The sequence below is a fragment of the Pseudomonas sp. L13 genome (assembly GCF_009935965.1).
Classification (GTDB): Bacteria; Pseudomonadota; Gammaproteobacteria; order Pseudomonadales; family Pseudomonadaceae; genus Aquipseudomonas; species Aquipseudomonas lactis.
This window is the reverse complement of sequence record NZ_QODJ01000024.1, coordinates 12,817-39,639: the sequence shown is the minus strand read 5'-3', so window position 1 is coordinate 39,639 and position 26,823 is coordinate 12,817. Positions and strand designations below refer to the sequence as shown.

The 26,823-nt window shown below is 61.5% G+C and carries 24 protein-coding genes; 10 read left to right on the top strand and 14 right to left on the bottom strand.

Annotated elements, in window-relative coordinates:
• Nucleotides 1–168: 168 nt before the first annotated feature.
• The 5 genes from DK871_RS14005 to DK871_RS13985 all read left to right on the top strand — a co-directional run bounded on the left by DK871_RS14005 (nucleotide 169) and on the right by DK871_RS13985 (nucleotide 4,434).
• Entirely contained in the window at nucleotides 169–1,326 is a 1,158-nt protein-coding gene (locus DK871_RS14005; protein ID WP_161905455.1) for a D-alanyl-D-alanine carboxypeptidase family protein, read from the top strand.
• A gap of 85 nt (nucleotides 1,327–1,411) precedes the next feature.
• Nucleotides 1,412–1,687: a DUF493 domain-containing protein gene (locus DK871_RS14000; RefSeq protein ID WP_003194466.1), complete on the top strand. Its 276-nt coding sequence runs from the start codon at nucleotides 1,412–1,414 to the stop codon at nucleotides 1,685–1,687.
• Nucleotides 1,687–2,334: a lipoyl(octanoyl) transferase LipB gene (lipB, locus tag DK871_RS13995; protein ID WP_161905454.1), complete on the top strand. Its 648-nt coding sequence runs from the start codon at nucleotides 1,687–1,689 to the stop codon at nucleotides 2,332–2,334. Before DK871_RS14000 ends, lipB begins: the two co-directional genes overlap by 1 nt.
• A 25-nt stretch (nucleotides 2,335–2,359) precedes the next feature.
• Complete coding sequence (gene lipA / locus DK871_RS13990) at nucleotides 2,360–3,361, top strand: lipoyl synthase (protein WP_161794304.1); 1,002 nt, start codon at nucleotides 2,360–2,362, stop codon at nucleotides 3,359–3,361.
• A 155-nt stretch (nucleotides 3,362–3,516) separates the two neighbouring features.
• On the top strand, nucleotides 3,517–4,434 hold the full coding sequence (locus DK871_RS13985) for an LD-carboxypeptidase (protein ID WP_161905453.1): 918 nt from the start codon (nucleotides 3,517–3,519) through the stop codon (nucleotides 4,432–4,434).
• 102 nt (nucleotides 4,435–4,536) lie between these two features.
• Here the strand turns inward: DK871_RS13985 and DK871_RS13980 are convergent, their stop codons facing one another.
• From DK871_RS13980 to leuS, 5 genes are all read right to left on the bottom strand, one after another.
• Nucleotides 4,537–5,862 carry a lytic murein transglycosylase gene (locus DK871_RS13980; protein ID WP_161905452.1) on the bottom strand — a complete coding sequence of 442 codons (1,326 nt, stop codon included), beginning with the start codon at nucleotides 5,860–5,862 and terminating at the stop codon, nucleotides 4,537–4,539.
• Nucleotides 5,863–5,924: 62 nt separating this feature from the next.
• Nucleotides 5,925–6,089, bottom strand: coding sequence for an alternative ribosome rescue factor ArfA (arfA, locus tag DK871_RS13975; protein WP_003176285.1), 165 nt, complete (start codon nucleotides 6,087–6,089; stop codon nucleotides 5,925–5,927).
• Nucleotides 6,090–6,788: 699 nt separating this feature from the next.
• Nucleotides 6,789–7,826, bottom strand: a complete 1,038-nt coding sequence (gene holA / locus DK871_RS13970) for a DNA polymerase III subunit delta (RefSeq protein ID WP_032895162.1) — start codon at nucleotides 7,824–7,826, stop codon at nucleotides 6,789–6,791.
• Nucleotides 7,827–7,865: 39 nt separating this feature from the next.
• Complete coding sequence (gene lptE, locus DK871_RS13965; RefSeq protein WP_003194454.1) at nucleotides 7,866–8,471, bottom strand: LPS assembly lipoprotein LptE; 606 nt, start codon at nucleotides 8,469–8,471, stop codon at nucleotides 7,866–7,868.
• Nucleotides 8,472–8,559: 88 nt separating this feature from the next.
• On the bottom strand, nucleotides 8,560–11,166 hold the full coding sequence (gene leuS, locus DK871_RS13960; protein WP_161905451.1) for a leucine--tRNA ligase: 2,607 nt from the start codon (nucleotides 11,164–11,166) through the stop codon (nucleotides 8,560–8,562).
• 261 nt (nucleotides 11,167–11,427) lie between these two features.
• Between leuS and DK871_RS13955 the strand changes: the two genes are divergently transcribed.
• Both DK871_RS13955 and DK871_RS13950 read left to right on the top strand, forming a co-directional pair.
• Nucleotides 11,428–11,733 (top strand): hypothetical protein, encoded by a 306-nt coding sequence (locus tag DK871_RS13955; protein WP_161905450.1) that lies wholly within the window; start codon nucleotides 11,428–11,430, stop codon nucleotides 11,731–11,733.
• A gap of 96 nt (nucleotides 11,734–11,829) precedes the next feature.
• Nucleotides 11,830–12,591, top strand: coding sequence for a YdcF family protein (locus DK871_RS13950; protein WP_020301950.1), 762 nt, complete (start codon nucleotides 11,830–11,832; stop codon nucleotides 12,589–12,591).
• A 112-nt stretch (nucleotides 12,592–12,703) separates the two neighbouring features.
• Here DK871_RS13950 and lnt read toward each other — a convergent pair whose 3' ends face one another.
• From lnt to miaB, 5 genes are all read right to left on the bottom strand, one after another.
• A complete protein-coding gene (gene lnt / locus DK871_RS13945) occupies nucleotides 12,704–14,227 on the bottom strand; it encodes an apolipoprotein N-acyltransferase (RefSeq protein ID WP_161905449.1) in 1,524 nt (507 codons plus the stop codon).
• A gap of 8 nt (nucleotides 14,228–14,235) precedes the next feature.
• Entirely contained in the window at nucleotides 14,236–15,075 is an 840-nt protein-coding gene (locus DK871_RS13940; protein ID WP_161905448.1) for an HlyC/CorC family transporter, read from the bottom strand.
• Between the two features lie 42 nt (nucleotides 15,076–15,117).
• On the bottom strand, nucleotides 15,118–15,576 hold the full coding sequence (gene ybeY, locus DK871_RS13935) for an rRNA maturation RNase YbeY (protein ID WP_161905447.1): 459 nt from the start codon (nucleotides 15,574–15,576) through the stop codon (nucleotides 15,118–15,120).
• Nucleotides 15,569–16,573, bottom strand: coding sequence for a PhoH family protein (locus DK871_RS13930; protein WP_019818064.1), 1,005 nt, complete (start codon nucleotides 16,571–16,573; stop codon nucleotides 15,569–15,571). The genes ybeY and DK871_RS13930 overlap by 8 nt, the downstream gene beginning before the upstream one ends.
• A gap of 230 nt (nucleotides 16,574–16,803) precedes the next feature.
• A complete protein-coding gene (gene miaB / locus DK871_RS13925) occupies nucleotides 16,804–18,132 on the bottom strand; it encodes a tRNA (N6-isopentenyl adenosine(37)-C2)-methylthiotransferase MiaB (protein WP_044268938.1) in 1,329 nt (442 codons plus the stop codon).
• A 130-nt stretch (nucleotides 18,133–18,262) separates the two neighbouring features.
• On the opposite strand from miaB, the gene DK871_RS13920 reads away from it, so the two are divergent.
• Nucleotides 18,263–18,589, top strand: a complete 327-nt coding sequence (locus DK871_RS13920) for a DUF1820 family protein (protein ID WP_003236992.1) — start codon at nucleotides 18,263–18,265, stop codon at nucleotides 18,587–18,589.
• Nucleotides 18,590–18,717: 128 nt separating this feature from the next.
• On the opposite strand, the gene DK871_RS13915 is transcribed toward DK871_RS13920, so the two are convergent.
• From DK871_RS13915 to DK871_RS13900, 4 genes are all read right to left on the bottom strand, one after another.
• Nucleotides 18,718–19,272 (bottom strand): tetratricopeptide repeat protein, encoded by a 555-nt coding sequence (locus DK871_RS13915; RefSeq protein ID WP_003194434.1) that lies wholly within the window; start codon nucleotides 19,270–19,272, stop codon nucleotides 18,718–18,720.
• A gap of 225 nt (nucleotides 19,273–19,497) precedes the next feature.
• The gene (hemL, locus tag DK871_RS13910; RefSeq protein ID WP_161905446.1) at nucleotides 19,498–20,781 is read right to left on the bottom strand and encodes a glutamate-1-semialdehyde 2,1-aminomutase; all 1,284 of its coding nucleotides are present in this window, start codon (nucleotides 20,779–20,781) and stop codon (nucleotides 19,498–19,500) included.
• 11 nt (nucleotides 20,782–20,792) lie between these two features.
• Complete coding sequence (gene thiE / locus DK871_RS13905; protein ID WP_161905445.1) at nucleotides 20,793–21,422, bottom strand: thiamine phosphate synthase; 630 nt, start codon at nucleotides 21,420–21,422, stop codon at nucleotides 20,793–20,795.
• Nucleotides 21,423–21,452: 30 nt separating this feature from the next.
• Complete coding sequence (locus DK871_RS13900; protein ID WP_044268934.1) at nucleotides 21,453–22,250, bottom strand: hydroxymethylpyrimidine/phosphomethylpyrimidine kinase; 798 nt, start codon at nucleotides 22,248–22,250, stop codon at nucleotides 21,453–21,455.
• Between the two features lie 275 nt (nucleotides 22,251–22,525).
• Here DK871_RS13900 and DK871_RS13895 point away from each other — a divergent pair, with 275 nt between their 5' ends.
• On the top strand, nucleotides 22,526–24,925 hold the full coding sequence (locus DK871_RS13895) for a hybrid sensor histidine kinase/response regulator (protein WP_161905444.1): 2,400 nt from the start codon (nucleotides 22,526–22,528) through the stop codon (nucleotides 24,923–24,925).
• A 194-nt stretch (nucleotides 24,926–25,119) separates the two neighbouring features.
• On the top strand, nucleotides 25,120–26,772 hold the full coding sequence (locus DK871_RS13890) for an acyl-CoA dehydrogenase family protein (RefSeq protein WP_161905443.1): 1,653 nt from the start codon (nucleotides 25,120–25,122) through the stop codon (nucleotides 26,770–26,772).
• Nucleotides 26,773–26,823 lie beyond the last annotated feature (51 nt).

Genomic DNA, 26,823 nt, shown 5'->3' with positions numbered 1-26,823 from the left:
TGGCTCAGGCGCGTCTGCGCGCTTGAACCCTGGTTGTTGGCTCGTTGAACAATAAAAACCCAGGGGCAAGGGGTGAGCGGGCAACCGAACACGTGACAGTCTGGAAGCGGGCTGTCTGAATAGTTTTGCCCGCGAGGGCAAGTTTCCATAAGCAATTTCGAGAGACGGATGAACATCACCACCTTAGCCAAACGTACGTGCCTGCTTATCTCGCTGATCATCACCCCAGCCGCCTGGGCGGTTGAAATGGTGCCGGCCTCCCCGCAACTGGCCGCCAAGGCGTGGGTCCTCATGGATGCCGCCAGTGGCAACGTGCTGGTCGAAAACGGCGGTGACGTGCGCCTGCCGCCTGCCAGCCTGACCAAGCTGATGACCGCCTACATCGCGACCCTGGAAATCCGTCGCGGCCAGATCGGCGAAAACGACCCGGTGACCGTCAGCGAAAACGCCTGGCGTACCGGTGGTTCGCGGATGTTCATCAAGGTGGGTTCGCAAGTCACTGTGAGCGACCTGCTGCACGGCATCATCATCCAGTCCGGTAACGACGCCAGCGTCGCCCTGGCCGAGCACATCGCCGGCAGCGAAGACGCCTTCGCCGACATGATGAACAAAACCGCCGGCGACCTGGGCATGACCAACAGCCACTTCATGAACCCGACTGGCCTGCCAAACCCAGAGCACTATTCGTCGGCTCACGATATGGCGATCCTGGCGCGCGCGATCATCCGCGTTGACCCGGTGCACTACGCGATCTACTCCCAGAAGGAGTTCTTCTGGAACAACATCAAGCAGCCTAACCGCAACCTGTTGCTGTGGCGCGACAAGACCGTCGATGGCCTGAAGACCGGCCACACCGACGAAGCCGGCTACTGCATGGTGTCGTCCGCCGTACGTGATGGCCAGCGCCTGATCGCCGTGGTATTCGGCACCAACAGCGAGCAGGCACGTGCGGCCGAGACGCAAAAATTGCTGACTTACGGCTTCCGCTTCTTCGAAACCCAGACCTTCTACCAGAAGGGTGCTGAGCTGGCGACCGCGCCGGTGTGGAAGGGCGCAACTTCGCAAGTCAGGGCCGGCCTGGCCGACGACCTGACTCTGACCATGCCTAAAGGCCAGCTCAAAAAGCTCGCCGCCAGCATGACCCTGAACCCGCAATTGGTTGCGCCAATCGCCAAGGGTGATGTGATCGGTAAGGTTGAAGTCAAGCTGGACGACAAGGTGGTGCACAGCGCCGACCTGATCGCGCTGGACGCTGTCGAGGAAGGTGGTATCTTCCGCCGCGTATGGGATAGCATCCGTCTATTCTTCTACGGCTTGTTCAACTGATTGTGTGCACCTGCAAAGCCCCGCGTTGATCCAACGCGGGGCTTTGCCCGTCGCCACGGCTTAGCGCTTACGAGGCTGTTCTGCCATGACCGATAAAGAAGTAAAAGCGCCAAAAATCGAATTCCCTGTGACCGATTATCCTATCAAGGTAATCAGCGACACCGGTGTGGGCCGCAAAGACACGATTCTTGAGATCGTGCGTAAACACGCGACGATCAACGATAACCGGGTGGATGAGCGCTCCAGCACCACCGGTAAGTACACGACTATCCAATTGCACATCGTTGCGACTGGTCAAGACCAGCTCTACGACATCAACAGCGAACTGCGGGCCACCGGCTTCGTGCACATGGTGCTGTGATGTCGCACGTCCTGGGCTTTCGCGAGCTCGGCCGGATGGCCTATGAGCCGGTCTGGCATGCCATGCAGCGCTTTACCAATGAGCGCGGCACTTCGGCCCCGGATGAAATCTGGCTGGTGGAACACCCGCCGGTCTTCACCCAGGGCCAGGCCGGCAAGGCCGAGCACTTGCTGCTGCCGGGTGATATTCCGGTGGTGCAGGTCGACCGTGGGGGGCAAGTGACTTACCATGGGCCCGGTCAACTGGTGGCTTACCTGCTGCTGGACGTGCGCAAGCTGGGGTTTGGCGTGCGCGACCTGGTCAGCCGCATGGAGACGTGCCTGATCGAACTGTTGGCCAGTTACGGCGTGACCGCCGTGGCCAAGCCCGATGCACCGGGTGTGTACGTGGCTGGCGCGAAAATCGCCTCCCTGGGGCTGCGTATTCGCCACGGTTGTTCCTTTCATGGCTTGGCCTTGAATGTGGACATGGACCTGGCGCCGTTCCGGCGCATCAACCCGTGCGGTTACGCCGGGCTGGCGATGACCCAGTTGAGTGAGCATGCAACATCCATTGAATTTGCCGAGGTAAGTGCCCGGCTGCGCGCGCAGCTCGTCAAACACCTCGACTATGCAGAGCAGACGACCCTGACGGGCGGAATCGATTGATATGACTACTGATGTTGTGCAAACCATGATCCCGACGCTGGACATCACTGAGCGTCCAGCCCCGGCCCCGCGTGCCAAGGTGGAAGCCGGCGTCAAGCTGCGCGGCGCCGAGAAGGTTGCACGCATCCCGGTCAAGATCATCCCGACCACCGAACTGCCGAAAAAACCTGACTGGATTCGCGTGCGCATCCCGGTTTCGCCGGAAGTCGACCGTATCAAGTCGCTGCTGCGCAAACACAAGTTGCACAGCGTATGCGAAGAAGCGTCCTGCCCGAACCTGGGCGAGTGCTTCTCTGGCGGCACCGCCACCTTCATGATCATGGGTGACATCTGCACCCGTCGCTGCCCGTTCTGCGACGTCGGCCACGGCCGTCCGAAGCCGTTGGACGTCAACGAGCCAGAAAGCCTGGCTATTGCCATCGCCGACCTGAAACTCAAATACGTGGTGATCACCTCGGTAGACCGCGACGACCTGCGTGACGGTGGTGCCCAGCACTTTGCCGACTGCATCCGCGAGATCCGCAAGCTCTCGCCCAACGTGATGCTCGAAACCCTGGTGCCGGACTACCGTGGCCGTATGGACGTCGCCCTGGAAATCACCGCTGCCGAGCCGCCGGATGTGTTCAACCACAACCTGGAAACCGTGCCGCGCCTGTACAAGGCTGCGCGCCCGGGTTCGGACTACCAGTGGTCGCTGACCCTGCTGCAGAAATTCAAGCAGATGATGCCGCACATTCCGACCAAGTCCGGCTTGATGCTGGGCCTGGGTGAAACCGACGAAGAAGTCATCGAAGTCATGAAGCGCATGCGCGAACACGACATCGACATGCTGACCCTGGGCCAGTACCTGCAACCGTCCCGCAGCCACTTGCCGGTGCAGCGCTTCGTGCACCCGGACACCTTCGCCTGGTTCGCCGAGGAAGGCTACAAGATGGGCTTCAAGAACGTGGCCTCGGGCCCGTTGGTGCGGTCTTCGTACCACGCCGATGAGCAGGCCAAGCTGGTCAAGGCGAGCCTGGTTTCGTAAACAGCACCGCAAAATCGGTGTGCAAATGCTGGCCTGTGTGGGAGCTGGCTTGCCTGCGATAGCATCACCTCGGTGCCACTGATACACCGAGGCGCTTGCATCGCAGGCAAGCCAGCTCCCACATTTCGTTCTGCGTCATATTGGGAGAACCATGGATGAGTGCCGCCGTACCTGCACTGCGCCCCGAAGGCACCCTCGGCCTGATCGCCCCCGCCGGCCCCGCCGAGTTGGATGTTGAAAAAGCCAGGCAATGGATGCGTGCCTGTGGCTACGACCTGCATATTTTTCCCGGTGTGCACGAGCGCGACGGCTACCTGGCCGGTAGCGATGAAGTGCGCCTGCGGGATTTGCATGCCGCCTTTGCCAACCCCGACATCGATGCCATCCTTTGCCTGCGTGGCGGTTACGGCACGCCCCGTTTGCTTGATGCCTTGGACTTCGACCTGCTACGCGCCAACCCCAAGCCGTTTGTGGGCTACAGCGATATCACCGCCTTGCACCTGGCGATCAACCGCTACGCGGGCTTTGTGACATTCCACGGCCCGATGCTCAATGCCGACCTGCTCGGCGGCAAACAGCCGCCCACCGAATCCTCCTTGTTCAGCCTGCTGCGTGGCCAACGGGGCGCCGGCAGTGTGCTGCCGCACCCGATGGCCTACCCGCTGACCACAATCGAGCCAGGCGTGGCCTGTGGGCGCTTGCTGGGCGGTAACTTGTCGATGATTGCTGCGGTCATGGGCACGCCGTTCGAACTAGACGCCGATGGCATCATTCTGTTTATCGAAGACGTCAATGAACCGCTCTATCGCATCGACCGCCTGCTGACCCACCTGCGGTTGGCTGGCAAACTCGATCAGGTCGCGGGTGTATTAGTGGGAGATGTTGCAGGGGTGGACCGGGTTGCGCTTGAAAGACTGTTGAAACAGACCTTTGAGCCGCTGTGCATTCCGGTGCTGGTGGGCTGGCGCAGTGGGCATTGCGACCCGAACCTGACATTGCCGATGGGCGCCTTGGTGCGCCTGGATGCGGGGGAGCAGCGGGTGGTGTTGGAGCAGGATGTGGTCTTTAAATAGCTGGTGCTTGTTGGGGCCCTTTCGCGAGCAAGCCCGCTCCCACATTCTGAAATGCATTCCAAGTGTGGGAGCTGGCTTGCCTGCGATGGCGGTGGTCGCGGTTTACTGATCCTGCAACGACTCCAGCAACTTCACCGTCGGATACCCATCCGCCGGCCAGCCCAACGCCTGCTGCGCCGCCCGAATCGCCTTGCGCGTGTTGGCGCCAATAATCCCGTCGGCATTACCCGCGTCGTACCCCTTGGCGCTGAGCGCCGTCTGCAGGTCGATGCGCTGCGAACGGCTCAGTGGCAGCTCATCTTTGGGCCAACTGCCCCGAATCACACCGCCGCCGCCAAATCGCTCCGAGAGCAAGCCAACCGCCAGTGCATAAGACGATGAATTGTTGTACTTGAGGATTGCGCGGAAGTTATCCAACACCAGGAACGCCGGGCCGCGGTAGCCAGCCGGCAGCAGCAGGGCGGCGGACAATTGGTCGACATTCGCCGGCAGGCTCACGCCAGGCGGCAGTTGGATGCCCAGTTGCAGCCATTGCGCCACGGTCTTGCGCACGCCGCCATCGGCCAGGCTGTAGTCGAAGCCCGACGGCAGTGGCTGCACTTCAACGCCCCATGGCTGGCCTTTTTGCCAGCCGGAGCTTTGCAGGTAGTGCGCGGTAGAGGCGAGGGCATCGCCCGGGCTGTTCCAGATATCACGGCGGCCGTCACCGTCGAAGTCCACGGCGTGGGTGTTGTAGGTGGTCGGGATGAACTGGGTCTGGCCCATCGCCCCGGCCCAGGAGCCTTTCATCTGGTCAGCCTGGATATCGCCATGCTGGATGATCTGCAGCGCCGCCAGCAGTTGCGCTTGTGCAAAGGCCGGGCGACGGCCTTCGTAAGCCAGGGTGGCCAGGGAACGGATCACCGAGTTATTGCCCTGGAACTGGCCAAAGTTGCTTTCCATGCCCCACACCGAGACCAGTGCCTGGCGGTCAACGCCATAGCGCTCTTCGATGCGCTGCAGGATATCGGCGTACTTGACCAGCAACGCCTGGCCATTGCGCACGCGCAGCGGCGACAGGGCGCCCTCGATGTATTCCCACACCGGGCGGGAAAACTCTGGCTGGCTGCGGTCGGCACGAATCACCGCCATATCGGGGGTGACGCCGGCAAAGGCGTTATCGAACACCGCGGGTGTAATCCCGGCTTGCAGGGCCTGTGCGCGAAAACCGGCCTGCCATTCGGCAAAGGTCTGGGTGGGTTGGATATCGAGATTGTCCACCGCCAATGGGGCAACCACCGCAGGCGCGATAGCCGGGGCCGTCTGGAGCTTGGGCAGGGGTTGAGCGTCCGCAGCGGTGGGCTTTTCGGCGCAGGCGACGAGCAGAATGAGGCTGGAGGCAGCGATCAATTGGCGTAGGTGCCAACGACGAGAAAGACTAGAGGGCATGCACAGGTCCAGGGGGTTACAAATCAGGTACAGACCTTATCATGCCAGAGGGGCGCTTGCCTTCAGGCAGCCAGAAAGTAAGAAGCCTCCCAGCTATTAGACTGGAAGGCTTCGCGGCGGTAGCTGCCTTTGCCCTTGCCGGCGCGTTCCTGACGACTGCGGAACAAGGGCTGGGCGATGATGGATTTGGCCTTGTTGGGGCCATGCTTGGATGGCTTTTTGCTCATGGTGGATTCTCTCGCTAGGGTGTGGAATGCAGCGGTGCAAATCATCTGCCGAAGTGGGCCGGCTGTAAAGCCCAGCGAGGTGTGGGAAATGTCACAAATAAGCGGTGGGCAGAGTCCATGTGGGGGCTTGCTCCCGCGACGGCCTGACAGCCGACGCTTATCTACCTGGCGCCCCAGGATCCAAATGTGGGAGCTGGCTTGCCTGCGATGGCGGTCTGACAGTCAACACAGTTGGATTGTGTACATATCCGTTGCTGCGGTAACGGCTACTTAGGGTTCCGCCCTGACGGCGGCTCACTTTTGAAAAACGCAAAAGTAAGCAAAACGCTCATGCCCCACCACTCGGCACCTCGCTTAGGCTCGGTGTGCCCGAACGCAGGCTTGAATCCGTGGGCCGCCGCCACGCGCCATCCATGGCGCGGGGCGGCTAACCCGGCGTCCTGCCGGGTTACCCACGAATTCAAGCCTGCGTTCGGCCAGCGTGGTTTAACGGGGCGCTTAAGATCAAAAGCAGAGCAAGAGCAAGAGCAAGAGCAAGAGCAAGATCAAGAGCAAGAGCAAGATCAAGAGCGGCTCGCTTCGCGTCGTGGTTACCGTTGAGCGCTACAGAGCTGTATCAGGAGCAAATGGGCCAATTGACCCACCGCCATCGCAGGCAAGCCAGCTCCCACAGGGTTTTGTGGTGTGGTACAGAGGGGGTTACTCGGCAGGCAACGCCAGGCGCTGGCCGGCCATCAGCAGCGACAGACGGCTCAGGCTCATCCACGGCGAGCCGGCTGCCTGGCCTTTGATTTGTGCGTCGATGCGCTGCGCTTCCAGCAGCAGTTGCGCCCAGCGTTGCGCCGAGTGCCGTTGCAGGGCTTTGCTCATCAGGGGTTTGCGCTTGTCCCACACCGGTGGCCGGGCCTGGCTGAAGCATTTGTCCAGCGGGGTGCCCTGGCTGTATTGCAGGGCAATGTTCGCCAGCACGCGCAGCTCACGAGCCAGGGCCCAGAGAATCACCGGTGGTTCCACCCCTTCGCCACGCAGGCCTTCAAGCATGCGCAACGCGTGGGCGGGCTCGCCGTTGAGGATGGCGTCCACCAGGCCGAACACATCAAAGCGCGCGCTATCGGCCACTGCGCCTTGCACGGTTTCGACGGTGATCTGCCCGTCTTCAGCCATCAACTTGAGCTTTTCGATCTCCTGGGCGGCAGCAAGCAGGTTGCCCTCGACCCGAGCGGCGATCAGCTCCACGGCGTCCTGTGTCGCCGCCAGGCCTGATTGCGACAGGCGCTGACGAATCCACTGTGGCAACTGGTTGCTGTCCACCGGCCAGATCTGGATGAACTGAGTCTGTGGACCTTCGACCAGGGCCTTGCCCCACTTGGTTTTCTGCGCGCTGCCGTCGAGCTTGGGCAGGCTGATCAGCAACACGGTGTCTTCGGCGGGGCGCGAGCAGTATTCCATCAGGGCCGCCGCGCCTTTATCGCCCGGCTTGCCCGAGGGCAGGCGCAGTTCCAGCAGGCGTTTCTCGGCAAACAGCGACATGCTCGCGCCGGCCTGCAGCAGCGTGCCCCAGTCGAAACTGGCGTCGGCGCTGAACACCTGGCGTTCATCGAAACCTTGCTGGCGTGCGGCGGTGCGGATCGCGTCGGCCGCTTCCTGGCACAGCAGCGGGTCATCGCCGCTGACGATATACACAGGCGCAAGGCCACCTTGCAGGTGTTTGGCGAGTTGGGCGGGGGCAAGTTTCATAGGCGGGGCGAACGGGGCGCCAGGGGCGCCCCGTCTGGCTTACTCGACAGGGACTTCAACAGGCGACTGTTTCGGCGTGTTGTCTTCATATTCCTGCGCAGCTTTCAGGGCGTCGGCGTCAGCCTTGGCCTTGTTGTCGGCCACTTGCTGCAGCTCAGCCAGTTTTTCCGGGGTGAGCATTTGCAGGCGAGTCATCATGCGCTGAATCAGCTCACGACGCATTTCCTTGCGCACCTGGAGGGTCTCGGAGTCTGAACCCACCAGGTTGTTGCCATCGTGGCTCACGACTTTCTGCACCTGGATCTTGTCACCCATCAGCGGCAACTGATCACGGCCTTGTATTTCGAACATCAGCGCCGTGTTCAATTCAACGTCGGACGCACGGCCAGCACTGGCGTAGCTGATATTGCGCTGGGTTTCGCGCTCATCCGTCAGGATCAGTTTGTAGGTCGCGCCGTTGTACACGTGCACACCGCTGTTTTCCAGGGTCTGGCGCAGCTGGGTGACGGTTTCGCCGTAGGCGTTGCGGGCGCTGACGTCGAGTTCCTTGAGCGACAGCTCATTGGTGCCGGTGCCGCGCAGCTGGAAGCCGCAAGCGCTCAACAGCACGGCAAGGCCCATAACCAGCAGATTGCGTTTGATCATTTTGTTGCTCCCCTTGAAACCAGGTGGGCCTTCTCGGGCCCTAAAGGTTTAGTTCGGCGCGGGGCCCAAGCCCCGCGCCCGATCCGATTTAGCTGGCGACGATATTGACCAGTTTGCCAGGCACCACGATCACCTTGCGGATGGTCAGGCCTTCGGTAAAGCGCAGCACGTTCTCATTGATACGTGCAGCCGCTTCGACCTCTTCACGGCTGGCGCTGGCCGGCATGTCGATCTGGCCACGCAGTTTACCGTTGACCTGGATGACCAGTTGCAGCGTGTCCTGAACCAGGGCGCTGTCATCCTGCACCGGCCAGGCGGCATCGATGACGGCACCGCTGTGGCCCAGACGGCTCCACAGATCATGGCTGATGTGCGGCGTGATCGGCGCGAGCAACAGGGTAACTGTTTCCAGGCCTTCCTGGATCAGCGCACGGTCTTGTTCGCTCGCCTGCGGGGCTTTTTCCAGCACGTTCATCAACGTCATCACCTGGGCGATGGCGGTGTTGAATTTGTGGTTCTGCCCGACGTCCTGGCTGGCCTGGCGAATAGCCAGGTGGATGCTGCGGCGCACGGCTTTCTGCTCGTCGTTCAAGGCGCCGATATCCAGCTTGCCCGGCAGGCCCTGGCTGACATGGGCGTGGGCCAGGCGCCAGACGCGCTTGAGGAAACGGTGCGAGCCTTCGACACCTGAGTCGGACCATTCGGCGCTCATGTCAGGCGGCGAGGCGAACATCATGAACAGGCGGCAGGTGTCGGCGCCGAACTGGTCGATCATCGACTGTGGGTCGACGCCGTTGTTCTTCGACTTGGCCATCTTCTCGGTGCCACCGATTTCAACCGGCAGGCCGTCGGCTTTCAACTTGGCGCTGATGACCTTGGCCTTGCTGTCACGCTCAAGCTCGACGTCCGCCGGGTTGAACCAGGTGTAGGCGCCATTGGCTTCGCGACGATAGTAAGTGTCGGCGATCACCATGCCCTGGGTCAGCAGGTTCTTGAACGGCTCATCGGAGCTCACCAGGCCTTCGTCACGCATCAGCTTATGGAAGAAGCGCGCATACAGCAGGTGGAGGATGGCGTGTTCGATGCCACCGATGTACTGATCCACCGGCAACCAATGGTCGGCTGCGGATTTCTCCACCAGGCCACCTTCATAGTGCGGCGAGGCATAACGAGCGTAGTACCACGAGGACTCCACGAAGGTGTCCATGGTGTCGGTTTCACGCTTGGCCGGCGCGCCGCACTTAGGGCAGCTGCACTCGTAGAACTCGGGCATGCGCGCCAACGGCGAGCCAGCGCCGTCCGGCACCACGTCTTCTGGCAGCACGACCGGCAGTTGGTCTTCCGGTACCGGTACGTCACCGCAGGTTTGGCAGTGGATGATCGGGATCGGGCAGCCCCAGTAGCGCTGGCGGCTGATGCCCCAGTCACGCAGGCGGAACTGGGTGCGCGAGGCACCGAGGTTTTTCTTGATCAGGGCCACTTCCATGGCGTCGAACGCACCCTGGAAATCCAGGCCGTCGAATTCGCCGGAGTTGATCAGCGTGCCGTGCTCGCCGTAGGCGTCTTGCCACGGCGCTGGGTTGGTGTCACCCGAGCTGGTGCGCACCACCGACTTGATCGGCAGGTTGTACTTGGTGGCGAACTCGAAATCGCGCTCGTCGTGCGCCGGCACGGCCATGACGGCGCCATCGCCGTAGTGCATCAGCACGTAGTTGGCGACCCATACCGGCAGCTTTTCGCCGGTCAAAGGGTGTTCGACGAACAGGCCGGTTGGCAGGCCCTTTTTTTCCTGGGTGGCGACGTCGGCTTCGGCCACGCTGCCGCCTTTGCATTCAGCGATGAACGCCTGCAGCTCAGGGTTGTTCTGTGCGGCCTGGGTGGCCAGCGGGTGTTCGGCGGCCACGGCGACGTAGGTCGCGCCCATCAGGGTGTCGGGGCGGGTGGTGAACACCTTGAGTGCGCCCGCTTCGCCGATGGAGTCGACGTTGTACGGGAACTGCACTTCCATGCCCTTGGATTTGCCGATCCAGTTGCGCTGCATGGTCTTGACCTGTTCAGGCCAGCCCGGCAGATCGTCGAGGCTCGACAACAGTTCATCCGCGTAGGCGGTGATCTTGAAGTAGTACATCGGGATTTCGCGCTTTTCGATCAGCGCGCCGGAACGCCAGCCGCGACCGTCGATGACCTGTTCGTTGGCCAGTACGGTCTGGTCGATCGGGTCCCAGTTCACGGTGCCGCTTTTTTTGTAGATCACGCCTTTTTCGAACAGGCGAGTGAACAGCCATTGTTCCCAACGGTAGTAATCGGGCTTGCAGGTGGTGACCTCGCGGGACCAGTCCACCGCCAGGCCCAGGCTGCGCAGCTGGGTCTTCATGTAGGCGATGTTTTCGTAGGTCCACTTGGCGGGCGCCACGTTGTTTTTCATCGCGGCGTTTTCTGCCGGCATGCCGAAGGCGTCCCAACCCATGGGCTGCAGCACGTTCTTGCCGAGCATGCGCTGGTAGCGCGAAATCACGTCGCCGATGGTGTAGTTGCGCACGTGCCCCATGTGTAGCTTGCCGCTGGGGTAAGGGAACATCGATAGGCAGTAGTAAGTCTCCTTGCCTGGCTGTTCACTGACTTCAAAGGACTTTTGCTCGTCCCAGAAGGTTTGGGCGGCATTTTCTATTTCACGGGGCTGATATTGTTCGTGCATGGCTACTTTTGAACTGGATAGGGGTGGCCTAATCCTCTTCGGTGCACTGTCCGGGTTGTTCGACACCAAGAAGCGGCGCGTCCGTGCCCAAACCCTGCGGGAAGTGGAGTTACAGGAAGCGCCGTAGCATACATGACCCCACTCTATCGAGGGAAACCCTGATTGCGCGCCGAGGGCCGTCTGTCGCGGCACCGGGCAGGCGCAGCAACGGGGGCTACGCTGTTTAGTGGGGAGCAAGTATTTCTTCAATGAGGTGAGGGGATGGTTGAATCGCAGCGAACTTTAACGAAACCGCAATTGTATGAGGGATTGATCGACCGTTTGGGTCGGGCATTGGATGCCGCAAGAACCGCAGGCCGATTGCGTGATGAACGGCCTCTGGAGCTGGAGTTGCGAGGCTTGAGCCAGGCGGAGCTTGAATTGATCAAGAACTACCTGGCGTTGAATCACGACCGCGCCTCCCATGGGCAGGCTTCCCCGCCCGCTCATTCGGGCAAGGTCATCTGGCTCAAAGACCTGGCGACCGGTCGCGGGGCAGAGAACTTGCGGTCCGTGCGGTGCAAGTGAGCCCGCGTTATCCGTTAGCGTTATCAAAATGTTGTCGGTAAGGATTGTTGCAAAACCCCGTTGCATCTAGGCTTCGGGCATCTTTGGAGATGCCCGATGCCTTTTCGTTATTTCATTAAACAACTGTTGTTGCCGCCCGGTATTTTTCTGCTGTTGTTGGCGTGTGCCTGGTGGTTTCGCCGCAGCCGTCCGCGCCTGGCGGGCTTGTGTTTTGCCCTGGGGCTTGGCGGGATGTGGTTGATCAGCCTGCCCGTGATGGTGCAGTGGGGCGCGCGCGTCCTCGAGACAGAGCCGCCTTTGGCCCGGGAAGACTGGGCCACCTTGGCCCAGCGTGCCGACGCGATTGTGGTGCTGGGCTCGGGGCGCGAGCGTGGGGACATTGCGTGGGGCAGCGACCAGCCCACCGGTATTGGCCTGGAACGTGAGCGTTTTGCCGCGCGACTGGCCAAGGCATCCGGTTTGCCGGTGCTGACCAGCGGCGGCTTGCACTACGGTACGCCACCCAGCGAGGCCGAGTTGATGGCGGTGTCGATGCAGGATGACTTCGGTGTCACCGTGCGTTGGAAAGAAGAACGTAGCCGTACCACCTGGGAAAACGCCCAGATGAGCGCCGAGATACTCTTGCCTCAAGGCATCAAGCGGGTGGTGGTGGTGACCCAGGCCTGGCACATGCCGCGCTCGGTGTGGAGCTTTGAGAAAGCCGGCTTCACCGTGGTGCCGGGGCCGGTGGGCTTTTTGGGAGTGGACCATGGCCGGCCGCTGGGTGGCTGGATGCCGGAGGTCAAGGCGGTGTGGCAAAGCGGGCAGTTGATCAATGAAGCGGTGGGGCAGGTGGGGTATCGGTTGTTCTACCGCTAGGCGCAACACAGGAGATCAAAATGTGGGAGCTGGCTTGCCTGCGATGGCGGTGGGTCAGTGAGCACTTAGGGCACTGATACACCGCCATCGCAGGCAAGCCAGCTCCCACAGGTCAGAGCGTTTTGGACATTCGTGCAGCCAGCAGAGCCCAGCCAAACAATGCCAGACACACAATGATCAATGGCCACGAACGCCATTGCAGGTACGGCGTGAGGTTGTGCATCGGCACCACCTCCCCATAGAGAATGCCACGCTCGAACTGCGGGATCTGCGCGGTGATCTGCCCAAACGGGTTGATCAGCCCGGTCACGCCGTTGTTGGTGGCGCGGATCATCCAGCGGCCAGCCTCCAGCGCACGCATTTGCGCCATTTGCAGGTGCTGCAGCGGGCCGATGGAACGGCCGAACCAAGTGTCGTTGCTGATGGTCAGCAGCAGGTCGCTTTGGGCCGACAGGCCGGCGGCGAATTCGGGGTACACCACTTCATAGCAAATGAACGGCGCAATCTGATATCCCTTGGCCTGCAGCATGGCCTGGTCAGAAGGGCCGCGGGCGAAGTCCGACATGGGCAGGTCGAAAAAGGCAATCAGCCCACGCAACATGTCCTGCAGCGGCACGTACTCGCCAAATGGCACCAGTTTTTGCTTGAGGTAGGTGCCGTCGCCTTCACCGATCACGGTGATACCGTTGAAGTAGCGCTTCTGGTGGTGCACTTCCTGGCGAATCGGTACCCCGGTGATCAACGCACTGTCCCGGTCGGCGGCGAACTTGCCCATCATGCCCAGGTAGCCCTCCACGGACTCCTTGAGCACCGGCACGGCGGTTTCCGGCCAGACCAGCAGGTCGACACGCTTGGAGCTCAGGCTCATGTCGCGGTACAGCGCCAACTGTGCATTGAGCTGCTCCGGGTCCCACTTCATGCTTTGCTCGACGTTGCCCTGGATCGCGGCCACGCTCAGCGGCGCGCCAGACGGCGACGTCCAGGCGTGATGCTTGAGCGCCAGGCCAATGGCCCAGGGCGCAACCAGTAATAACAGGCCCGCGCCGATGAAGGCATTGCGCTTGGTGGCCAGCAGGCGCGGCAGGTTGCACAAAAGTGCGGCGGTGAGTGCCAGGGCGAAGGAAATCAGCCACATCCCGCCCACTGGCGCGAGGCCGGTCAACGGCCCGTCGAGTTGACTGTAACCGGAGTACAACCACGGGAAACCGGTGAGGAACCAGCCCCGAAAGGCTTCTTGGCCGACCCACAACGCGGCGAACGTCAATGCGTCCGCCAGCGGTGCTTCGTTGCGGCGCAACCAGCGCGCCCACAGCCAGGCGGGCAGGGCAAAGAACCAGGCGATGGCGGCGGTGAACAGCAGCATCAGGAAACCCGCCAGCAGCACCGAAGCGCCGCCGAAGTGGTGGATGCTGTAGTAGATCCAACTGGTACCGGCGCCAAACAGGCCGAAGCCGAAACACCAGCCACGGCCCAGGGCCTGGCGGGGCGAGAGTTCCCGCAGGCCAATATAGAACAGGCCGACCGCTACCAGCGCCAACGGCCAGATATCGAACGGCGCCAGCGCCAGGGTAGTGATGGCGCCGGCCACCACGGCCAGCAGATTACCGGGCCAGCCGGGCGAGGTGAGACGGCGCATGTCAGTCCTTAGCGGGCAATAGGTGTCAGGCGAATCAAGTGGATACGACGGCTATCAGCATTGAGGATGCGGAAGCGATACGCACCGATCTCGGTGGTTTCATTACGCTTGGGCAAATGCCCGAACGCACTCATCACCAGGCCGCCGACGGTGTCGAACTCATCGTCCGAGAACTCGCTGTCGAAAAACTCGTTGAAGTTCTCGATGGGCGTCAGCGCCTTGATCAGGAAATCACCGCTGGGCAGCGGCTTGATGTAGCTGTCTTCTTCGACGTCGTGCTCGTCTTCGATGTCGCCGACGATCTGCTCCAGCACGTCCTCGATGGTGACCAGGCCGGCCACGCCGCCGTATTCGTCAATCACGATGGCCATGTGATTGTGGTTGGCGCGAAACTCGCGCAGCAGCACATTCAGGCGCTTGGACTCGGGCACGAAGGTGGCCGGGCGCAGCAGGTCCTTGATGTTGAAGCTGTCACCGTTCTCCTTGAGGATCAACGGCAGCAGGTCCTTGGCCAGCAAAACACCCATGACATCGTCATGGCTTTCACCGATCACCGGGTAGCGCGAATGCGCCGAGTCGATCACGGCCGGGAGGAACTCCCGTGGGGTCTGGGTCGCCTTGATGCTGACCATCTGCGAGCGCGGGACCATGATGTCGCGCACTTGCAGGTCAGCCACCTGGATGGCGCCCTCGACGATGGCCAGCGCTTCGCTGTCCAGCAATTTGTTCTGGTGTGCATCGCGCAGCAGCTCCAAGAGCTCCTGGCGGTTTTTCGGCTCGTGGGCAAAAGCCTGGGTCAGTTTACCCAGCCATGACTTTTGCCCGTTGCTCGATCGGTCTTCGCTCATAGCGATTACTCTAAATCCTTTGATATGACAGTTGAGTGTTGATCAGCTTTCGTCGTCTGCATACGGGTCGCGGTGACCTAGTTCTGCAAGCAACGTTCGTTCCAGGGCTTCCATTTCCTCGGCTTCGTCATCGTCTATATGGTCGTAACCCAAGAGATGCAAGCAGCCGTGGATGACTAGATGGGCCCAATGGGCTTCAAGTTCCTTGCCTTGTTCCGCGGCTTCTCGTTCGACCACCGCGACGCAGATCACCAGGTCGCCCAGCAACGGGATATCCAGCAATTCGTCGGGTACGTCGGCGGGGAAGGACAGTACGTTGGTGGCGTAGTCTTTGTGACGCCAGGTGTGGTTCAGCTCACGGCCTTCGGCCTCGTCCACCAGACGAATGGTCAGCTCCGAGTCAGCGGTGCGCTGGCGCAAGGCCAGTTCACACCATTGGCGGAACTGGGCTTCACTGGGGGCGCGCGCGTCGGTGGCCAGTTGCAGGTCTAGCTCAAGCATCGTGGCGAGCGTCCTTGGCGGGCGCGTCATCGCGGTGCTCGAAACGCTCATAGGCTTCGACAATGCGCTGCACCAGCGGGTGGCGTACCACGTCCTTGGGCATGAAGTGCGTGAAGCTGATACCCGGCACGTCCTTGAGCACCTCGATCACCTGGCCCAGGCCCGACTTGGTGCCCTTGGGCAGGTCGACCTGGGTGATGTCGCCCGTGATCACGGCGGTTGAGCCGAAACCGATACGGGTGAGGAACATCTTCATCTGCTCGACGGTGGTGTTCTGGCTTTCGTCGAGAATGATGAAACTGTTGTTGAGCGTACGGCCACGCATGTAGGCCAGCGGGGCGATCTCGATCACTTGGCGCTCGATCAGCTTGGCCACGTATTCAAAGCCGAGCATCTCGTACAGCGCGTCGTAGAGCGGGCGCAGGTACGGGTCGATCTTCTGGGCCAGGTCGCCGGGGAGGAAACCGAGCTTTTCGCCGGCCTCGACCGCGGGGCGCACCAGCAGGATGCGCCGCACTTGCTCGCGCTCCAGGGCATCGACGGCGCAGGCCACGGCCAGGTATGTCTTGCCAGTACCGGCCGGGCCGATGCCGAAGTTGATGTCGTTGCCGAGGATTTCCTTGACGTACTTCTGCTGATTCAAGCCGCGTGGGCGAATCATGCCTTTTTTGGTACGCAAGGCCACGCTGGCTTCGGCCACCGGGTTATTGGCCAGATCTTCCACAGCCGATTCCTGCAGGTACAGGTGCACGGTCTCCGGCGACAGCTCGCTACCCTTGGTTTCACGGTAGAGACGGCGCAGCAGGTTTTCTGCAGACGTGGTGTGTTGAGGTTCACCAATGAGCTCGAACTGATTGCCGCGGTTGCGGATCTCGATGCTCAGGCGTTGTTCGATCAGGCGCAGGTGCTCGTCGAACTGTCCGCACAGGTTGGCGAAACGGCGAGCCTCAAACGGCTCGAGGATAAAGCGATGGGGTTCTGCTATGGGTGCGTTCAAGGTTGCTTTTAGCCGCCCTTTGGCTGATGAGGTGAGAGAGAGAATAACGCCAGGCGCCGGTGTGCGAAAGCACTTAAATAGCTTGGCCCCACTCTCGATAACCCTGAAGAACCCCTGTGGGAGCTGGCTTGCCTGCGATAGCGGTGGGTCAGTTGGCACATAGGGCACTGATGCATCGCTATCGCAGGCAAGCCAGCTCCCACATTTTGATCTTCATCCGGTCAGCGAGATCAGTTGATCAACGAGCCACGCAACGAGTGTGGTTGCGCCGCATCAATGTGCACATCGGCAAACTGGCCGATCAGCGTAGGATTATCGCAGCGGAAGTTGACGATTCGGTTGTTCTCGGTACGCCCCTGCAATTCACCCGGGTCTTTCTTCGAATAATCGGTGACCAGAATGCGCTGGATCGAACCGACCATTTGTCGGCTGATTTCAAAGCCCTGCTGATTAAGGCGATGTTGCAGCGCGTTCAAGCGCTCTTTTTTCAACGCTTCCGGGGTTTCATCCAGCAGGTCGGCAGCCGGGGTGCCCGGGCGCTGGCTGTAGACGAACGAGTAGGAGAAGTCGAAACCGACGTCTTCGATCAGCTTCATGGTCTGCTGGAAGTCTTTCTCGGTTTCACCCGGGAAGCCGACGATAAAGTCCGAACTGATGCAGATGCCTGGCACGGCGGCGCGCAGTTTGCGCAATTTGGATTTGTATTCCAGCGCGGTGTGGTTGCGCTTCATCGCCGACAGAATGCGGTCCGAACCCGATTGCACCGGCAAGTGCAGGTGTTTGACCAGCTCCGGCACTTCGGCGTGGGCCTGGATCAGGCTGTCGGAGAACTCCAACGGGTGCGAGGTGGTGTAGCGGATGCGCTCGATGCCGTCGACGGCGGCGACCACGCGGATCAATTCCGCCAGGTCGGCCAGGCGGCCGTCGTCGGTCAGGCCGCGGTAGCCGTTGACGTTCTGGCCCAGCAAAGTCACTTCGCGCACGCCGTTTTCTGCCAGGTGGATGATTTCTGCCAGCACATCGTCAAACGGCCGGCTGACTTCTTCGCCACGGGTGTAAGGCACCACGCAGAAGGTGCAGTACTTGCTGCAACCTTCCATCACCGACACATAGGCGCTCGGCCCATCGATGCGCGGTTCGGGCAGATGGTCGAACTTTTCGATTTCGGGGAACGACACGTCCACCTGCGGCAGCTTGGTGACGCGTGCGGCGTCGATCATTTCCGGCAGGCGGTGCAGGGTCTGCGGGCCGAACACCACATCGACATAGGGCGCGCGGTCGCGGATCGCGGCGCCTTCCTGACTGGCCACGCAACCGCCGACGGCGATCACCATGTCCGGGTTGGCCAGTTTCAATTCGCGCCAGCGGCCCAGTTGCGAATACACACGGTCCTGGGCCCGCTCGCGGATCGAGCAGGTATTGAGCAGGATCACGTCGGCATCTTCGGCGCGGGCAGTGACTTCCAGGGCCTGGTGTTCGCCCAGCAAGTCGACCATGCGCGAGCTGTCGTACTCGTTCATCTGGCAACCGTGGGTTTCGATGTAAAGCTTCTTGGCCATGGGAATCGTCAACTGGTGGTAAAGAACCGCGCATTATAGGGGGCATGCCCATTGGTTCCTAGCGCTGTGCATCGGGTGCCATGCTATAGTTCGCGCCCTCTTTTATATCCCCATGTGTTGTTCGCCCACCATGACCAAACGTGAAGCTCCAATCTATAAGGTGATTTTCCTCAACCAGGGCCAGGTGTTCGAAATGTACGCCAAGCAGATCTATCAAAGTGATCTGTGGGGATTCCTGGAGGTGGAAGAGTTCGTCTTTGGCGAGCGCACCCAGTTGGTGGTCGATCCGGGCGAAGAAAAGCTCAAGGCCCAGTTCGAAGGCGTGGTGCGCAGCTTTGTGCCGATGCATTCGATTGTGCGCATCGATGAAGTCGAACGCCTGGGTACGCCCAAAATCAGTGAGGCTCGGGGCGTGAGCAATGTGATGCCGTTTCCGATGCCGATGCCTGAGAAGTAGGGCTTTAGACCGAAGGGTGCCTATCGCAGGCAAGCCAGCTCCCACAGTTGACTGCATTTCAACATTGAAACGCGGTCGAATGTGGGAGCTGGCTTGCCTGCGATAGCGATGTAAGGTCTACAAAAAAATCAGGGAAGGGGTGAAAACGGCGAACGCCCATCAGCGCTCTGCAGCTCTTGCAGGTAGTTGCGGAAAATCTGCCCCAGCACCTGGGTCGCCACTTCCAGTTCATCGCGCTGCATGTGCTCGGCGACTTCGTCGGCGGTGTCCAGTGCGTCTTCGGCGCCGTTGACCGCGGCCATTTTCAGCACGATGTACGCCTGAACGTTGTTTGCCGGCACGCCTTCGCCTTTGAAGAACATGTTGCCCAACTGGTATTGCGCCTGGGCGTGGCCCTGCAACGAGGCTTTCTCGAAGTAGCTCAACGCTTTGTTGAGATCAACGGCCGGGTTCTTGCTGTCGTGGTAGTACTCGCCCAACTCGTATTGCGCCTGCGCATCCCCGTCCTCGGCCTGTTTCTGGCACGCGCTCAGGGCTTCGGCCTGGCTGTCTGGCTGGGTATTGAGGGTGCAACGACCCATCGCTGGGATTAACAACGAGTTGCCGCCGGCCTGGGCATGTGCCAGTAGCGGTTGAAGGAGCAACAGGCAGCCCAGAACCAGGGTGCGGCCGGTGCGTTTCATGGGAATCGACTTACCTCTGACGGGGCGCGGGACCCTCGGGGGAGTCCAATAAGCGCGCATTATGAAATAAGCAGGCCTCTGCTTACAAAGTCTTTACTCGTTTTTCTGCTGCTTGGGCAAGTTATCTGCCGGATTGCAGGGCAATTCTCGAAAAAACCAGGAATTGTCTGTAAGCAAAGTAGCAAATCTGACGCTGCCAGGGGCAACGCCAGAAGGTGCCGTCACTTATTTCAGGGCCGCGAAGGCGCGCTCGGCAGCATCCAGGGTCAATTTCAGTTCGGCTTCGCCATGGGCAATCGAGGTGAAGCCGGCTTCAAAGGCGCTTGGTGCCAGGTACACGCCGCCTTCAAGCATCAGGTGGAAGAAGCGCTTGAACAGCTCGGCATCGCTGCCCATCACGTCATCGAAGGTGACGATCTCGTCGGCGCCGCTGAAGTACAGGCCGAACATGCCACCGGCCTGGGTGGTCACAAACGGGATACCGGCGGCGTCGGCGCGCTGTTGCAGGCCGTCGAGCAGGCGTGTGGTGTAGTCGGTCAGCTCGGCGTGGAAACCCGGGCGGCTGATCAGGCGCAGGGTGGTCAGGCCGGCGGCCATTGCCAGCGGGTTACCCGACAAGGTGCCTGCCTGGTAGACCGGGCCGAGCGGGGCGATGTGTTGCATGATCTCGCGCTTGCCGCCGAAGCAGCCTACCGGCATGCCGCCGCCAATGATCTTGCCGAAGGTGCTCAGGTCTGGCGTGACGCCGTAGTAAGCCTGTGCGCCACCAAGGGCGACCCGGAAACCGGTCATCACTTCGTCAAAAATCAGCACCACGCCATGCTTGTCGCACTGCTCGCGCAGGCCCTCAAGGAAACCCGGGGCCGGTGGCACGCAGTTCATGTTGCCGGCAACCGGCTCGACGATGATGCACGCCACGTCCTGGCCGACTTCGCTGAGCATCTGCTCGACGGCGGCGATGTCGTTGAACGGCAAGGTCAGGGTGTGCTTGGCGAACGCCGCAGGTACGCCAGCGGAATTGGGAACGCCTTGGGTCAGCGCGCCGGAGCCGGCTTTTACCAGCAGGCTGTCGGAGTGGCCGTGGTAGCAGCCTTCGAACTTGATGATGTTGTCGCGGCCGGTAAAACCACGGGCCAGGCGGATCGCGCTCATGGTCGCTTCGGTGCCGGAGCTGACCATGCGTACCATCTCCATCGACGGCACGATCGAGCAGACCAGGTCGGCCATCTCGGTTTCCATCGCGGTCGGGGCGCCGTAGGACAAGCCGTGTTGCAGTTGCTGGCGCACCGCGTCGAGCACGTCCGGATGGCTGTGGCCGAGGATCATCGGGCCCCAGGAGCCGACGTAGTCGACATAGCGCTTGTCGTCTTCATCGGTGACGTAGGCACCTTCGGCATGCTTGAAGAACAACGGCGTGCCGCCCACGCTCTTGAACGCACGCACGGGGGAGTTCACACCGCCGGGGATGTGTTTCTGGGCGTTGGCAAACAGGGTTTCGGAACGGGACATGATCGGGCTCTCTAAACTGAAGGTTTAAGAAGGTCGTTGAACGCACGGGCGCGGCGTGTGACTTCCTGGGTGCTGTCGGCACCGAACAGGCCATGGACCACGGCGAGCAGGTCGGCCCCGTGGGCCACCAGCGGCTCGGCGTTTTCCAAGGTGACGCCGCCGATCACGCAGATCGGCAGGTGCAGGCGCTTGCGGGCCTGGGCCAGCATGTCAACGGTGGCGGCAGGTGCGCCGGGTTTGGTCGTGGAATTGAAGAAGCGGCCGAAGGCGACGTAGCTGGCGCCTTCTTTGGCGGCCTGTTCGGCCAGTTCGATCTGGCTGTGGCAGGTGGCACCGATGATCGCCTTAGAACCGAGCAGCGCACGGGCCGGGGTCAGCGGGCCGTCGGTCTGGCCCAGGTGTACGCCGACGCCCAGGCGCGCGGCCAGTTCGGCATCGTCGTTGATGATCAATTGAGTCTTGTAGCGCGAGCACAGTTCATACAGTTTTTCGGCTTCACGCAGGCGGCGTGCCTCGTCGCTGCTTTTGTCGCGGTACTGCAATAGGGTGACGCCACCGTCCAGCGCCGCCTCGACGTAGGCGAGGAATTTGCCGGCCAACAGCTGGCTGTCGGTAATGGCGTAAAGGCCGCGTAGTTTCATCGGGCAAACCCCTTGCTGACGAGCGATAAGTTACGAGCAGAAATCCAGCGGCAATCGGCGCGGCACGAACTGGCCCTGGCCGAGTTGTTCGGCGTCGCGCAGGGTACGCCACGTGTAGTTGAGGGCCGTTTGTACGGCGCTGGCCAGGCCTTCGCCCTGGGCAATGCGCCCGGCCAGCGCACTGGCCAAGGTGCAACCCGAACCGTGATAACTGCCGGGCAGGCGTTGGCAGGTAAAGGTCTGGCGCGTGCCGTCACGGCTGTACAGACGGTTGTGCACTTCGTGCTCATCGCCATGGCCGCCGGTGATCAGCAGGTGCTTGATGTACGGCAGCAGCTTCTCGGCGCAGTCGTCGGCGCTGCCGTCGGGCAGTTCCGCGAGGATGCGCGCTTCGGGCAGGTTGGGGGTGGCGATCAATGACAGGGGCAGCAGCCGCTCGCGCATCGCATAACCGACCTCGTCCTTGCCCAGGCTACCGCCGCCGCCGGCGCGCAGCACCGGGTCGCAGACCACCGGCAAATGCGGATGTGCCTGCAGCAGTTCGACCACGGTGTCGACCATCGCGGTGGAACCGAGCATGCCCAGCTTGACCGCCGCGACTTCAGAGTCGCCGAGCACGGCATTGGCCTGGGCCAGTACCCACTCACGGTCAAGCACGCGGAAATCACTGACATTGACGGTGTTCTGCACGGTCAAGGCGGTGACGGCCGGGGCCGCGTGGCAGCCCTGGGCGAGCAGGGCTTCGATATCTGCCTGCAGGCCGGCGCCACCACTGGGGTCGTGGCCGGAGAGACAGAGGACAACGGGGCGAGAGCAGTAGATATTCATGGTGCGCGAGCTTACCACCAAACGCTTTTTGCGTGGCTGCCTGGCGATGGCAGAAGTTTGCCGCTGCGGCGCGACTTGCCGTGGCTGAGCGCTGCACCGAAATGAGCTGAAAGCATTGCCCTAGAGCTGTCCTAAAAAAAGTTCCAGCGGTGGCTAATGGCTTTTACTGGCTATGCTAAAGTGCATCCAAACAACTTACTGTATCGCCGGTGTACGTCTTCTCAAAAGGAATGGGGGGCTTTTGACACAACCGGACCAGGCCACGCTGGGGCTCTATGCGCTATTTGCTGATTTTTTTATTGTGCGGGCTGCCGATGCTCGCCAGCGCCGTCGAGTTCAACCAGAACACGCGAAGCCTCCCGTTGGGCCGGGTCATGCAAGTGCTCGAAGACCCAACCGATGCCCTGACCATCGCCGATGTCAGCTCCCCCGCCTATGGCGCCCAGTTCAAGACCCATGATAAAGACACCCTCAATGCCGGCTATTCACGCTCGGTGTTCTGGCTGAAGGTCAACCTGCACTACACCGCCACAGATCCCCGCGCACCACGCACCTGGTTTCTGGAACTGGCCTACCCGCCGCTCAATCGCCTGGACCTTTACCAGAACGACGGCACCGGGAATTACCGCCTCACCGCCCGCACCGGCAGCGCGTTGCCGTTTTCCAGCCGAGAGGTGAGCCAGAGCAACTACCTGTTCAAGCTCAGCTTCTTGCCCGACCAGCAACAAACCGTCTACCTGCGCTTGCAAAGCCAAGGCTCGATCCAGGCACCTTTGACATTATGGGCCGGCACCGCCTACATGGAGGAGCAGCCGCTGCGCTTGTACGTGCTCGGCGCCATCTACGGTGTGTTGCTGGGCATGCTGATCTACAACCTGTTCATCTACCTGAGCGTGCGCGACACCAGCTACCTCTATTACATCCTCTATATCGCCTCGTTCGGCTTGTATCAGCTGTCGGTCAATGGTGTGGCGGTGGAGTACTTCTGGCCGAACAACCCGTGGTGGGCGAATGCTGCAGTGCCCTTCCTGATCGGCTCGGCGGCCTTGTTCGGCAGTCTGTTCGCGCGCAGCTTCCTGCACACCGCGCAGCACAGCCGCTGGCTCAACCGAATCCTGCTGGCGCTCGCGGCCTGTGGTGGGTTGGTGATGGCACTGGCGTTGTTGACCAGTTACGCCGTGGCCCTGCGCCTGGCCACTGCGCTGGCGCTGGTGTTTACCGTGACCATCTTCGTGGCGGCCATCAAGGCCTGGTATTGCGGGCAGCGCATGGCGCGTTATTTCATCATCGCCTGGTCGGCCTTTCTGCTCGGCGGGGTGGTCAATACCCTGATGGTGCTGGGTTACCTGCCTAACGTGTTCCTGACCATGTACGCCAGCCAGCTCGGCTCGGCCATTGAAGTGGCGCTGTTGTCCCTGGCCCTGGCCGACCGCATCAACGGCATGCGCGAACAACAGGCGCAGATTCTGCTCGATGCCAGCCAGAAACTCGAAGCGCTCAACCAGCAACTGGCCCGCAGCAACCGCCTCAAAGACGAATTTCTCGCCACCCTGACCCACGAACTGCGCACGCCGATGAACGGTGTGATCGGCTCGTTGGAGCTGATGCAAACCGTGTCATTGGACGATGACATGACGCAGTACCAGCAAACCGCCGCCGGCTCGGCGCGGGACATGATGCGCATGGTCAACGGCATCCTCACCCTCACCGAATTGCAGGCCGGTCGCCTGGTGGCCCAAGCGCAAGTGTTCAGCCTGCGCGGCACGCTCGACACCTTGCGCCAGCAATTCACCGGCAGCGCCCAGAGCAAGGGCCTGGCGTTTTCCATTGATGTGGCCGATGAGGTGCCGGATCGTCTGATCGGCGATGCCGACAAACTGCTCCAGTGCCTGGATTGCCTGCTCGATAACGCCTTCAAATTCACCCACGTCGGCGCGGTGCGTTTGCGGGTGGTGGGCGTGCCACAAGGGGATGGCGCCTTGCACCTGAGCTTTATCGTCACCGACACCGGTATCGGCTTTGCCTTTCTTGATGAGGCCACGCTGTATCAGCGTTTCTTCCAGCTCGACGGTTCGATGACGCGTGAATACGGCGGTCTGGGCATTGGCCTGGCGATCTGCCGGCAGTTGATCGAACTGCTGGGCGGGCGCCTGACTCATCATTCGGAACCCCGTAAAGGCAGCCGCTTCCAGTTGGAAGTGGACGTCAGCGCCGTGCCGCAGCAGGTGACGCCCGCCGCGCAAACGCTGCCTGCACAGCGTGCGCCTCAGGAATGCACGGTGCTGCTGGTGGACGACAACAGCGTGGGCCAACTGGCGGTGCGTGGCATGTTGCTCAAGCTTGGTTACCGGGTCAAAACCGTGGAAAGCGGCCCGGCGGCGCTCGCTGCATTGCAAGCGCACGGCTTCGACGCCGTACTGCTGGACGTTCCTGAGGGTGGTTTTTCGTTGTGCTGCCAGATTCGCGCATTGCCCGGCTGCGGTGAATTGCCGGTGATCGCCCTGAGCACTTCGCCCAATGGACCGGAGCGTGAGCGCTGCCATGGCATTGGCATGACGGATCGGCTGGCCAAACCGGTGCGTTTCGATGCTTTGCAGGCGGCGCTTGAGCGTAGCGTGCTGTGCGCGGATGAGGGTGAAAGCGCCGAGCATTCGGCGCGTATGCCACTTTTTTAAGCGCAGTGGCAGTGCTTAACTGAAAAAACCGGCCTCAATCGATCTGTGTTTTTTGTAGGAGCGAGCTTGCTCGCGAAGAACGTCAACGATAACGCGCCCATCTTGGGGTAGCGCGTTGCGCTCAGGTTTTTCGCGAGCAAGCTCGCTCCTACAGGCAGCCTGAAATCGATGCGGCCTTTTCCAGGAGGCCCGTCATGAACCTGCATCAGTTTGCCGAAACCCACGACGTCACCAACCAGCCACCGTCCCTGGACGGCACCAACCTGTATCGCATCGACTTGCCTTTGCAGGAATGGTCACGCCGCTTTGGCGCTGGCTGGGCCGAGTCGCGCATGGATGCCTACGGCGCGCTGGCGGGTGGGCCATTGATGGCGGCGGGGTTCCTGGCCAACCAGAACAAACCGGTGTTCAGCAGCCACGACCGTTATGGCCATCGCATTGACCTGGTGGAGTTTCACCCGGCTTATCACGAGCTGATGCGCACCGCCGTCGAACATGGTCTGCCGTCGTTGCCGTGGGCCCATCCGCAGGCTGGCGCCCATGTGGCGCGTGCGGCGATGACCTACCTGCACAGCCAGGCCGAAGCCGGCAGCGGTTGCCCGCTGACCATGACCTTCGCCTGCGTCCCGGCCCTGCGCCTGCAACCTGCGCTGGCGGACTTCTGGCTGCCGAAAATCCTCAATACCCAGTACGACCCGCGCAATGTCGGCATCGCCCACAAGGCCGGCGTTACTATCGGCATGGCCATGACCGAGAAGCAGGGCGGCACCGACGTGCGCGCCAACACCACCCGCGCTTACCCCGTGGGCGCGGGCGGCCCTGGCCAAGCCTATGAACTGGTGGGGCATAAGTGGTTTTGCTCGGCACCGATGTGCGATGGCTTTCTGACCCTGGCCCAGACCGACAAGGGCCTGACCTGTTTCCTGCTGCCCCGGCACCGCCCGGATGACACGCGCAACGAGTTCTACATCCAGCGCTTGAAGAACAAACTCGGCAACTGCTCCAACGCCTCCAGCGAAGTGGAGTTTCGCGGCGCCCTGGCGTGGATGGTCGGCGAAGAAGGCCGGGGCGTGCCAACCATCATCGAAATGGTCGCCATGACGCGCTTCGATTGCATGGTCGGCTCCAGCGCCTTGATGCGCCAGGCGCTGACCCAGGCCAGCCATCACTGCGCCCATCGCCAGGTGGGTGGCCGCGTGCTCAGCGAGCAGCCGCTGATGCAGAACGTGCTGGCCGACCTGGCCCTGGAAAGCGAAGCAGCCCTGGCCTTGAGCCTACGCATGGGCCGCGCCCTGGATCATCTTGATGATGCGCATGAAGCCAAATTCGCCCGGCTGGTCACGGCCGTGGGCAAATATTGGATCTGCAAGCGCGCGCCCGCGATGATCAACGAAGCCGCCGAATGCATGGGCGGTGCCGGGTATGTGGAGGACAGCATCCTGCCGCGCCTTTACCGCGAGGCGCCGGTGAATTCGACGTGGGAAGGTTCCGGCAATGTGCAGTGCCTGGACGTATTGCGTGCACTGTCCAAAGAGCCCGGTGTGCTTGAGGTGCTGTTTGTCGAACTGGGCGATGGCCACGGCGACAAGCCGTTGGCGCGGCATATCGAGCGGTTGAAGGCGGCGTTCATGGACACCCAGGATATCCAGTATCGGGCACGGCAACTGACTGAGGACATCGCCCTGGCGTTGCAGGCCAAGTTGCTGTTGGAGGCGGGGAATGCGGCGGTCAGCGATGGGTTTATTGCTAGCCGGTTGGGTGAGTCGTCGGGGCGGGTATATGGCACCTTGCCGCGTGGCGTCGACGTGGAAGCAATTGTCGCCCGCTCAACCCCACAATCCCTCTGAATAAACACGGTCAACTGTAGGAGCGAGCTTGCTCGCGAAAAACCTCAACGA

Excerpts from the sequence above, each read along its gene's own strand:
- DK871_RS14005 (WP_161905455.1), top strand. The coding sequence starts at position 169 with ATGAACATCACCACCTTAGCCAAACGTACGTGCCTGCTTATCTCGCTG.
- DK871_RS14000 (WP_003194466.1), top strand. The coding sequence starts at position 1,412 with ATGACCGATAAAGAAGTAAAAGCGCCAAAAATCGAATTCCCTGTGACC.
- lipB (WP_161905454.1), top strand. The coding sequence starts at position 1,687 with ATGTCGCACGTCCTGGGCTTTCGCGAGCTCGGCCGGATGGCCTATGAG.
- lipA (WP_161794304.1), top strand. The coding sequence starts at position 2,360 with ATGATCCCGACGCTGGACATCACTGAGCGTCCAGCCCCGGCCCCGCGT.
- DK871_RS13985 (WP_161905453.1), top strand. The coding sequence starts at position 3,517 with ATGAGTGCCGCCGTACCTGCACTGCGCCCCGAAGGCACCCTCGGCCTG.
- DK871_RS13980 (WP_161905452.1), bottom strand. The coding sequence starts at position 5,862 with ATGCCCTCTAGTCTTTCTCGTCGTTGGCACCTACGCCAATTGATCGCT.
- arfA (WP_003176285.1), bottom strand. The coding sequence starts at position 6,089 with ATGAGCAAAAAGCCATCCAAGCATGGCCCCAACAAGGCCAAATCCATC.
- holA (WP_032895162.1), bottom strand. The coding sequence starts at position 7,826 with ATGAAACTTGCCCCCGCCCAACTCGCCAAACACCTGCAAGGTGGCCTT.
- lptE (WP_003194454.1), bottom strand. The coding sequence starts at position 8,471 with ATGATCAAACGCAATCTGCTGGTTATGGGCCTTGCCGTGCTGTTGAGC.
- leuS (WP_161905451.1), bottom strand. The coding sequence starts at position 11,166 with ATGCACGAACAATATCAGCCCCGTGAAATAGAAAATGCCGCCCAAACC.
- DK871_RS13955 (WP_161905450.1), top strand. The coding sequence starts at position 11,428 with ATGGTTGAATCGCAGCGAACTTTAACGAAACCGCAATTGTATGAGGGA.
- DK871_RS13950 (WP_020301950.1), top strand. The coding sequence starts at position 11,830 with ATGCCTTTTCGTTATTTCATTAAACAACTGTTGTTGCCGCCCGGTATT.
- lnt (WP_161905449.1), bottom strand. The coding sequence starts at position 14,227 with ATGCGCCGTCTCACCTCGCCCGGCTGGCCCGGTAATCTGCTGGCCGTG.
- DK871_RS13940 (WP_161905448.1), bottom strand. The coding sequence starts at position 15,075 with ATGAGCGAAGACCGATCGAGCAACGGGCAAAAGTCATGGCTGGGTAAA.
- ybeY (WP_161905447.1), bottom strand. The coding sequence starts at position 15,576 with ATGCTTGAGCTAGACCTGCAACTGGCCACCGACGCGCGCGCCCCCAGT.
- miaB (WP_044268938.1), bottom strand. The coding sequence starts at position 18,132 with ATGGCCAAGAAGCTTTACATCGAAACCCACGGTTGCCAGATGAACGAG.
- DK871_RS13920 (WP_003236992.1), top strand. The coding sequence starts at position 18,263 with ATGACCAAACGTGAAGCTCCAATCTATAAGGTGATTTTCCTCAACCAG.
- DK871_RS13915 (WP_003194434.1), bottom strand. The coding sequence starts at position 19,272 with ATGAAACGCACCGGCCGCACCCTGGTTCTGGGCTGCCTGTTGCTCCTT.
- hemL (WP_161905446.1), bottom strand. The coding sequence starts at position 20,781 with ATGTCCCGTTCCGAAACCCTGTTTGCCAACGCCCAGAAACACATCCCC.
- thiE (WP_161905445.1), bottom strand. The coding sequence starts at position 21,422 with ATGAAACTACGCGGCCTTTACGCCATTACCGACAGCCAGCTGTTGGCC.
- DK871_RS13900 (WP_044268934.1), bottom strand. The coding sequence starts at position 22,250 with ATGAATATCTACTGCTCTCGCCCCGTTGTCCTCTGTCTCTCCGGCCAC.
- DK871_RS13895 (WP_161905444.1), top strand. The coding sequence starts at position 22,526 with ATGCGCTATTTGCTGATTTTTTTATTGTGCGGGCTGCCGATGCTCGCC.
- DK871_RS13890 (WP_161905443.1), top strand. The coding sequence starts at position 25,120 with ATGAACCTGCATCAGTTTGCCGAAACCCACGACGTCACCAACCAGCCA.